We start from the raw sequence: 9,000 nt of genomic DNA on the forward strand, positions 1-9,000 counted from the left end.
TCTATTCGAACAGTCGGGAAGGATTACATGTTCGCTTTGCTTGTATGTATATTGGGACTGTGGCTTATGTTCTATTCGAACAGTCGGGAAGGATTACATGTTCGCTTTGCTCACATGTATATTGGGACTGTAACTCATATTTATTCGAACAGTCCCAACAACTATTACAGATACATTACGAGATTAGTTTTTGCTAGTGGTTTACAGCAGATTGTGTTAAGATGAACAATATTGTTACAAAAGAGCCTTAAATTTAGCTGTTCATGAAATGCGTAAGGGGATAATTGCTGCAAGTCAGCACTGTCTCAATCTCGCCGACGTCTCACATGCATGTAAGACGTGGACAGAATTGACCAAAGTGTGCCGGGTAATTATAACTTTATATTCAAGCCATACGTGTCTAGCTATTTTCCCTGAAAAGAAAGCTTTCGCAACCACGTATCTTGCTGAAAGCCTTTTGCCAAATCGGGTGAGAGCTTTTTTTGTATAATAAAATGTGAAAGTATAAACAAAATTTGGACTTTCTATGAAATCTGGAGGTGTAATTTAGTAAAAATGGTTCTGATATCTAATCCAAATAATACCTGTAACTAGTTAAATCAGAGCAATCTACAAGATTTTTCAAAAAAATGTTAAAAATCAATTCGCATTATTTCCTTGAAGCTATGTTATTGTGGTAGAATTGTTATCAAGTAGGTACGGAATTTGTGAAAAGATATTGACTTTTTACTTTTGCCTATTGTATGCTAAAAACTGACGCACTGATAAGGCTTACAGCTGTGTTTAATTTTTTGTTAGCAAATGGGTAATGTGTAAAAAATCACAAACTCTAAGCTTACTTCTGTCTTAAAATCCGAGTCACATTTTATAGACGGGGAGCAAGAAATACCAATAACATTAAGAAAGGACATCTGCCGGAATGTTAGAATCACTAATAGGAATGTATCATCGTCATCAGAAATACATCATTGCTTTTGTCGGTATATGTGTAGCTGGATGGTTACTAACCCCACATGTACATATTTTTTTGGGGCTAAAACTGGGGATTATTGTAGGTTGGTTTAACTACTGGCTGTTGATGAGACGTACACAAGCCATGACGAAAGCGATTGCCGAGAAGCGAACCTTTTATGGCATGGGAACAACAGCGAGGATGGGAAGCGTTCTACTTGCAACAATCATTGCGACACAAGTACCGGATTTCTTTCACATTTATAGTATGGTGATAGGTTTGGGCATTGTTTATTCCGTGGTTTTCTTGGATTTTGTTATCTATTCCATCTACCGGAAGAAAAACGCTTAAAAAGAGAGAGGGGTGAACCAAATTGGAAGAGGAATTTCCAATATGGTACTTAGGGAAATTGGCATTTAACTTGTCTAATGTCCTGATGATCACAATCACATGTGTTATCGTACTATTTATTGCTATCTTTTGTACGAGAAAGCTAAAAATGCGTCCCACAGGAAAACAGAACTTTATTGAATGGGTGATGGACTTTGTTAAAGGCATTATCAACAGCAATATGGACTGGAAAACTGGTGGGAGATTCCACGTATTAGGTATTACGCTGATATTCTTTATCTTCGTAGCTAATATGTTAGGATTGCCAATGCAAATAGCTGTCGGTGGCGAAGTATGGTGGCGTTCACCTACTGCTGATCCGATTGTAACACTAACCTTGGCCGTGCTCATTATCGGGTTGACTCATTATTATGGAATCAAACTTAGAGGAGTTAAGCATTACGTTGTAGGAACTTATTTCAGCCCAATGAAATTTTTATTCCCATTGAAGCTTGTAGAAGAGTTTGCCAACACATTAACACTCGGTTTGCGTCTATACGGTAACATTTTTGCAGGGGAAGTATTGCTAGGTATTATTGCATTACAGCTAGCACATATCAACCCAGTAGTTGGTGTATTTGCGATTATTCCAGCAGTGGTTTGGCAAGGATTCTCGATATTTATCGGGGCGATTCAGGCCTACCTATTCACCGTGTTGACAATGGTTTATATGTCACACAAAGTAAGTGACGAACACTAAGCAACACTCGCCACATCTAAGTAAAGTCAGAGCTATGGGGCAAAACCCATAATCTTTTTATAAACAAAAATAATTTAGAAGATAATTCGAGGAGGATATTAATTATGTCATTAGGTGCAATCGCAGCAGCAATCGCCGTAGGTTTAGGAGCTCTAGGAGCAGGTATTGGTAACGGACTTATCGTATCAAAAACAGTTGAAGGTGTTGCTCGTCAACCAGAAGCACGTTCTATGCTACAAACAATCATGTTCATTGGTGTAGGTTTGGTTGAGGCCCTTCCAATCATCGCAGTTGTTATCGCGTTCATGGTAATGAATAAGTAATCAAAAACGTGGCGGGATTAACTCGCCATTCCTTTATGTGCCCAAAAACATGAAACGATAAAAAGCGAATGTATGGAAAGGAGTGAATCGAACGTGCTAGGATTAAATATTGCACTGGGTTCAGCCACTTTTACAGCTGGTGATTCTATTTTTACCGTCGTATCATTCTGTATTTTATTAGTCTTAATCCGAATCTTTGCTTGGAAACCTTTAATGAATGTCATGAAGGCCCGCGAAGAGCATATTGCATCGGAAATCGACTCTGCAGAAGAAAGTCGTGTACAAGCAGAAGCCCTGTTAGCCGAACAAAAAGAAGTTCTTCAACAAGCTCGTCTAGAATCTCAAACAATGATTGAGAACGCGAAACAGCTTGGTGAGAAAGAACGCGAAGAAATCATCAAAGTTGCGCGCGCTGAGAGTGAACGCATTAAAGAAGAAGCTAAAAGCGACATTACTCGCGAAAAAGAAGATGCTATCAAAGCGCTTCGTGAACAAGTTGGCTCCTTGTCTGTGCTAATCGCATCCAAAGTTATTGAAAAGAATTTGGATGAAGAAGCACAAGCTGCACTTGTACAAGAGTATATCGGAAAGCTAGGCGATGATAAATGAGTAAAGATTTTGAAGTTGCGAATCGTTACGCCGTAGCGCTTTTTGAAGTTGCAGAAGAGAAGCAATTGATTGATCAGTTTGATATGGAACTCGCTATTGTGAAAGAATCGATAGATCAAAATACCGATTTTGCTACACTAATCGAAAATCCAACGCTGACAGACGACGCTAAGAAAAATATGATTGCTAGTGTTTTTACCGGTTTAACGCCGATACTGCAAGATTTTATTTTTCTTTTAATCGACCGAGGACGTGAGGATTACCTAGTAACTATCATTGATCGCTATCTACAAAAAGTAAAAGACGCTCGTGGTATTGCTGATGCTGAGGTATATTCTGTTATCCCGCTTTCAAAAACAGAGGAAGCAGAACTATCCAAAGCATTCGCAGCAAAAATGGCTAAAAACGAGTTAAATATTCATAATCATATCGATCCGACTCTTCTAGGAGGCGTACGGGTAGTTATTGGAAACCGTATCTATGACGGCAGTCTAAAATCTAAACTAAGAGACCTGGAGCGACAAATTAAATTGTAGGCTTTCAGTGTAACAAGGGGTGAATTTGATGAGCATAAAAGCTGAAGAGATTAGTTCTCTCATAAAGCAACAAATTGAAAATTATCAATCTGAGCTAAAAGTTAGCGATGTCGGAACAGTTACCTATATTGGTGATGGTATCGCGCGTGCTCACGGATTAGATAACGCGATGGCTGGAGAGCTTCTTGAGTTCTCAAACGGCGTTATGGGAATGGCTCAAAACTTAGAGACCAATGATGTTGGTATCATTATTTTGGGGCCTTATACTGAAATCCGTGAAGGCGATGAAGTTCGTCGTACAGGAAAAATTATGGAAGTCCCAGTTGGTGACGCCCTTATCGGTCGTGTTGTCAATGCATTAGGACAACCAGTCGATGGCTTAGGACCAATCGAAACAACGAATACACGTCCGATTGAAGCAATCGCACCAGGCGTTATGCAACGTCAATCGGTTAGTGAGCCACTTCAAACAGGAATTAAAGCGATTGATGCCCTGGTTCCAATCGGTCGTGGTCAACGTGAGTTAATAATCGGTGACCGCCAAACTGGTAAAACAACCGTAGCAATCGATACTATCCTAAACCAAGCCGATCAAGATATGATTTGTATCTACGTTGCTATTGGTCAAAAAGAATCAACAGTTCGTACTGCAGTGGAAACATTGCGTAAACACGGAGCGCTTGACTACACAATTGTTGTCACAGCATCTGCATCTCAACCGGCTCCATTATTATACTTAGCTCCATACGCTGGTGTTGCGATGGGCGAAGAATTCATGTATAACGGCAAGCATGTTTTGATTATCTATGATGATTTATCTAAACAAGCTGCTGCATATCGTGAACTTTCCTTGCTACTTCGTCGTCCTCCAGGTCGTGAAGCCTATCCAGGGGATGTTTTCTACTTACACTCCCGCTTATTAGAACGTGCTGCAAAATTGAATGACTCATTAGGTGGTGGTTCAATCACTGCTCTACCATTCGTAGAAACACAAGCTGGAGATATCTCTGCTTATATTCCTACGAACGTTATCTCGATAACGGATGGTCAGATTTTCTTGCAATCGGATCTATTCTTCTCTGGTGTGCGTCCCGCAATCAATGCCGGGTTATCCGTATCCCGTGTTGGTGGGTCAGCGCAAATTAAAGCCATGAAAAAAGTTGCCGGAACGCTTCGTTTAGATTTAGCATCTTACCGTGAGTTAGAATCATTTTCACAGTTCGGATCTGATCTTGATGCAGCAACACGTGCTAAACTAGAACGTGGTAAACGCACAGTAGAAGTTTTAAAACAAGATTTACACAAACCACTAAAAGTTGAAAAACAAATCCTAATTCTATACACATTAGTCCACTCTTTCTTGGATGATGTTCCTGTAATAGATGTGTTGCGTTTCGAAAGCGAAATGAATACGTGGTTCGATCATAACCGCCCAGAGCTATTGGAAACAATCCGTACAACGAAATCGTTACCAGATGAAGCAGAGTTAGATAGTGCGATTAAAGAATTCAAAAATACATTTGTTCCTTCAGAATCCTAATCCGTTTTTGCTGAACAAACGAAACAAAGGTGGTGAAAATCTTTGGCATCTTTAATAGATATTAAACAGCGAATTACATCTACAAAGAAAACCAGCCAAATTACAAAGGCGATGCAAATGGTTTCTGCATCCAAACTTGGTCGTGCAGAAGAAAAAGCAAGAGCTTATGCCCCGTATGTAGAGAAAATTCGAGATGTTGTAACCCATGTTGCTTCTGGAAATAGTGCAGACCACCCTATGCTAGTATCACGAGCAGTTCACAGAACAGGCTATATCGTAGTTACTTCGCATAAAGGTTTGGCAGGGGCTTATAACAGCAATGCTATCAAAGAAGTCTATAAACAAATTCAACAAAAGCATACCTCAAGCGATGAATACGCAATTATCGCTCTAGGGAGAGCTGGTGCAGACTTTTTCAAAGCCCGCGATATGAATGTTGTTTTAGAGGTACAAAGCATTTCAGATCATCCAATTTTTGCCGAGGTTAAAGATGTTGCGCGTAATACCGTTCAAATGTTTGAAGACGGCGTTTTTGACGAAGTGTTTATCGTTTACAATCATCATGTGAACTCGATTTCTCAAGCCATCAGAAATGATAAATTGTTGCCACTCACGGAGTTTCATGAAAATGAAACAGAACATGATTTGACAACATATGAATTTGAACCTTCTGAAGGTGAAATCTTAGAAGTATTATTGCCGCAATATGTTGAGAGTCTGATTTTCGGTGCCATTCTGGATGCCAAAGCCGCAGAACATGCTGCTCGTATGACAGCGATGAGAAGCGCGACTGACAATGCAACTGATATTATCGATGACTTATCATTACAATATAACCGTGCTCGCCAAGCCGCGATTACGCAAGAAATAACTGAAATTATCGGTGGTGTGGCGGCTCTCGAATAATTATTCGAGGGTTCGTTTATCCACCCTGAAAATTCCCAACGAGGGAAAAGCAAGTGAGGAGGAAAATCGCATGACTGAAGGACGAATAATCCAAGTTATGGGTCCCGTTGTAGACGTAAAGTTTGATAACCATTTACCAGAAATCTACAGCGCGCTTAAAGTTGAACATAAAGCACTATCCGAAGAGGAAAAAAGTGTGAAACTTACGCTTGAAGTAGCTATCCATTTAGGCGACAATGTTGTTCGTACCATTGCGATGGCTTCAACAGATGGCGTTCAAAGAGGTATGACGGTTATTGATACCGAAAGCCCGATCACAGTTCCAGTTGGAAATATCACTCTTGGACGGGTGTTCAACGTACTTGGAGAAACAATTGATTTAGATGAGCCGATCGCAAGTGACGTTCAACGCAATAAAATTCACCGCTCAGCTCCTACATTTGATGAGCTATCCACTACGACAGAAATCTTGGAAACAGGAATTAAAGTGGTAGATTTACTAGCACCTTACGTTAAAGGTGGTAAAATCGGGTTGTTCGGTGGTGCTGGTGTAGGTAAAACAGTACTTATTCAAGAGCTCATTAACAATATTGCCCAAGAACATGGTGGTATTTCGGTGTTTGCAGGCGTAGGTGAACGTACTCGTGAAGGTAATGATCTTTATTTTGAAATGAAAGACTCAGGTGTTATTGAAAAAACAGCAATGGTATTCGGTCAAATGAACGAGCCACCAGGTGCACGTATGCGTGTTGCCTTAACTGGTTTGACAATTGCAGAATATTTCCGTGATGTAGAACATCAAGATGTATTGCTATTCATCGATAACATTTTCCGATTCACACAAGCTGGTTCAGAGGTTTCTGCATTACTTGGTCGTATGCCATCAGCCGTAGGTTACCAGCCAACATTGGCCACTGAAATGGGGCAATTACAAGAACGTATCACATCCACAAATGTTGGATCTGTTACATCTATTCAAGCAATCTATGTACCAGCCGATGACTATACTGATCCAGCACCAGCAACGACATTCGCCCATTTAGATGCAACAACTAACTTGGAGCGTAAATTAACAGAACAAGGCATTTACCCTGCGGTAGATCCATTGGCGTCAACGTCACGTGCCCTTGCTCCAGATATTGTTGGAGAAGATCATTACGAAGTCGCAACGCAGGTACAGCAACTATTGCAACGCTACAAAGAATTACAAGATATCATTGCAATCTTAGGTATGGACGAATTGTCTGATGAAGATAAACAAGCCGTTGGACGTGCTCGTCGCGTGCAATTCTTCTTAAGTCAAAACTTCCACGTTGCCGAACAATTTACTGGTCAAAAAGGTTCTTACGTGCCAGTTAAAGAAACGGTAAAAGGTTTCCAAGATATTCTTGCAGGTAAATATGATCACCTTCCTGAAGATGCATTCCGTTCATTAGGTCGCATTGAAGAAGTTATCGAAAAAGCCAAGGGAATGGGCGTTGAAGTCTAATAAAAGCAGGAGGAGATATACATGGGCATTTTAAATGTAAGTATTGTTACTCCAGATGGTCCTGTTTTTAGCGGTGAAGCAAGTATGGTCATCGCAAGAACAAAAGCCGGCGAATTAGGCATTTTACCTGGTCACGTTCCTTTAGTAGCCCCTTTGAAAATTGATGTGGTGCGTTTAAAGCATGATGGCAAAGAAGAATGGGTTGCTGTAAATGGCGGCTTTATGGAAGTAAACGGTGAGGAAGTAAACATATTAGCAGATACCGCCGAGCGAGAAGAAGAGATTGATATTGTTCGTGCTGAGGCTGCTAGACAGCGTGCAGAAGATGAACTAAGAGATGCGAAGAGTAGACAAGTTGACGAACTAAAAGCAGAGATAGCTCTTCAAAAAGCGGTAAATCGAATTCACGCATACAACAAAAAGTAAGATAATGAGTTTGGAGTAATTCATGTAAAAGTGGATAATAACTCCAAGCTCATTAATACTTTACTAAATAAAAAGCATATAAAAATTGTTATTCCCTGATAATACTGGTAGAATGGTAGAAGCTGATAAAATTTTTGGAGGTAGCAAATGTATACAGTTATTGGGCAGCAGGCAATTATTGTTATGGTTTCGCACTTACTTTTTATTGTGATTGCTTTTTGGGCACTCCAAGCGCTCCATTTTGAAAAGTTAATACGTCGAGATCACGTAATACAAGCCAGAGTGTTGTATCTAATAATCGCTGTAGCATTAGGAGTTACAATTAGCAATTTCTTTTTGGATTATTTTATTTCAGCAAGACAAATAGGCAATATGTTTGGAAGTTAATTAAAAAACTTATACATGTTCGAAATTGATATAACTCTCTTAAAATTAGTGTTGAAAAATGGCAGGCATTAATGATAAAATGTTCAGAGTATGAATAAATAAGAATGCATTTCAAGATTAATTTTAAGTGATGTATATCAAATATGAATAGAGTAATTAATACGCGGAGGGGTTCGTTTTGGAAAAAATTATTGTCCGTGGTGGGAACAAGTTACAGGGAACAGTGAAAGTTGAAGGTGCAAAAAATGCTGTTTTACCTGTTATCGCCGCTACCTTATTAGCTAGCAAAGGAACAAGCACGTTAAGAAATGTACCACAATTATCTGATGTTTATACTATCAATGAAGTTTTGAAATATCTAAAAGCAGATGTATCTTTTGAAAACGATGTTGTTACGGTAAATGCTACAGGAGATATTTTGTCGGATACGCCATTCGAATACGTTCGAAAAATGCGTGCTTCTATTGTTGTTATGGGTCCATTATTAGCTCGAACAGGTTCGGCTAGAGTAGCGCTTCCAGGAGGTTGTGCCATTGGTTCACGTCCGGTTGATTTGCATTTAAAAGGCTTTGAAGCAATGGGCGCTAATGTAAGAATTGAAAATGGCTATATTGAAGCGACTGCAAAAAAATTAATAGGTGCCAAAATATATCTTGATTTCCCTAGTGTTGGAGCGACTCAGAATATCATGATGGCCGCGACATTAGCAGAAGGTACAACTGTTATCGAGAACGTAGCAAGA

The 9,000-nt window shown here is 39.7% G+C and carries 9 protein-coding genes and 3 pseudogenes; all 12 read left to right on the forward strand.

All coding sequences use genetic code 11. The features are described from left to right. Nucleotides 1-225: pseudogene (locus tag PROCOU_RS18120) on the forward strand (hypothetical protein); the annotation flags it as partial. Nucleotides 226-919: 694 nt separating this feature from the next. Beyond that, nucleotides 920-1,319: pseudogene (locus PROCOU_RS14785) on the forward strand (ATP synthase subunit I). A gap of 6 nt (nucleotides 1,320-1,325) precedes the next feature. Beyond that, complete coding sequence (atpB, locus tag PROCOU_RS14790; protein ID WP_036073858.1) at nucleotides 1,326-2,042, forward strand: F0F1 ATP synthase subunit A; 717 nt, start codon at nucleotides 1,326-1,328, stop codon at nucleotides 2,040-2,042. A 104-nt stretch (nucleotides 2,043-2,146) separates the two neighbouring features. Further along, the gene (gene atpE, locus PROCOU_RS14795) at nucleotides 2,147-2,365 is read left to right on the forward strand and encodes a F0F1 ATP synthase subunit C (protein ID WP_036065649.1); all 219 of its coding nucleotides are present in this window, start codon (nucleotides 2,147-2,149) and stop codon (nucleotides 2,363-2,365) included. 72 nt (nucleotides 2,366-2,437) lie between these two features. Then, nucleotides 2,438-2,974: a F0F1 ATP synthase subunit B gene (gene atpF / locus PROCOU_RS14800; RefSeq protein ID WP_221637102.1), complete on the forward strand. Its 537-nt coding sequence runs from the start codon at nucleotides 2,438-2,440 to the stop codon at nucleotides 2,972-2,974. After that, nucleotides 2,971-3,510, forward strand: a complete 540-nt coding sequence (locus PROCOU_RS14805; protein ID WP_036073863.1) for a F0F1 ATP synthase subunit delta — start codon at nucleotides 2,971-2,973, stop codon at nucleotides 3,508-3,510. Before atpF ends, PROCOU_RS14805 begins: the two co-directional genes overlap by 4 nt. Before the next feature lie 28 nt (nucleotides 3,511-3,538). Then, complete coding sequence (gene atpA, locus PROCOU_RS14810) at nucleotides 3,539-5,050, forward strand: F0F1 ATP synthase subunit alpha (RefSeq protein WP_036073865.1); 1,512 nt, start codon at nucleotides 3,539-3,541, stop codon at nucleotides 5,048-5,050. 42 nt (nucleotides 5,051-5,092) lie between these two features. Further along, complete coding sequence (locus tag PROCOU_RS14815; protein ID WP_036073869.1) at nucleotides 5,093-5,956, forward strand: F0F1 ATP synthase subunit gamma; 864 nt, start codon at nucleotides 5,093-5,095, stop codon at nucleotides 5,954-5,956. 70 nt (nucleotides 5,957-6,026) lie between these two features. Then, a complete protein-coding gene (gene atpD / locus PROCOU_RS14820) occupies nucleotides 6,027-7,445 on the forward strand; it encodes a F0F1 ATP synthase subunit beta (protein WP_036073872.1) in 1,419 nt (472 codons plus the stop codon). Nucleotides 7,446-7,466: 21 nt separating this feature from the next. Then, nucleotides 7,467-7,871 (forward strand): F0F1 ATP synthase subunit epsilon, encoded by a 405-nt coding sequence (locus tag PROCOU_RS14825; protein WP_036073875.1) that lies wholly within the window; start codon nucleotides 7,467-7,469, stop codon nucleotides 7,869-7,871. Nucleotides 7,872-8,018: 147 nt separating this feature from the next. Next, nucleotides 8,019-8,258: a DUF1146 family protein gene (locus PROCOU_RS14830; RefSeq protein ID WP_036073877.1), complete on the forward strand. Its 240-nt coding sequence runs from the start codon at nucleotides 8,019-8,021 to the stop codon at nucleotides 8,256-8,258. A gap of 178 nt (nucleotides 8,259-8,436) precedes the next feature. After that, nucleotides 8,437-9,000: pseudogene (locus PROCOU_RS14835) on the forward strand (UDP-N-acetylglucosamine 1-carboxyvinyltransferase); the annotation flags it as partial.

This window comes from Listeria rocourtiae FSL F6-920 (assembly GCF_000525975.1).
Taxonomy (GTDB): domain Bacteria; phylum Bacillota; class Bacilli; order Lactobacillales; family Listeriaceae; genus Listeria_A; species Listeria_A rocourtiae.

Bases quoted from the DNA above. Each gene is read 5' to 3' on its own strand.
- PROCOU_RS14825 (WP_036073875.1), top strand. From the start codon at position 7,467: ATGGGCATTTTAAATGTAAGTATTGTTACTCCAGATGGTCCTGTTTTT.
- atpD (WP_036073872.1), top strand. From the start codon at position 6,027: ATGACTGAAGGACGAATAATCCAAGTTATGGGTCCCGTTGTAGACGTA.
- PROCOU_RS14805 (WP_036073863.1), top strand. From the start codon at position 2,971: ATGAGTAAAGATTTTGAAGTTGCGAATCGTTACGCCGTAGCGCTTTTT.
- atpE (WP_036065649.1), top strand. From the start codon at position 2,147: ATGTCATTAGGTGCAATCGCAGCAGCAATCGCCGTAGGTTTAGGAGCT.
- atpF (WP_221637102.1), top strand. From the start codon at position 2,438: ATGGAAAGGAGTGAATCGAACGTGCTAGGATTAAATATTGCACTGGGT.
- atpA (WP_036073865.1), top strand. From the start codon at position 3,539: ATGAGCATAAAAGCTGAAGAGATTAGTTCTCTCATAAAGCAACAAATT.
- PROCOU_RS14830 (WP_036073877.1), top strand. From the start codon at position 8,019: ATGTATACAGTTATTGGGCAGCAGGCAATTATTGTTATGGTTTCGCAC.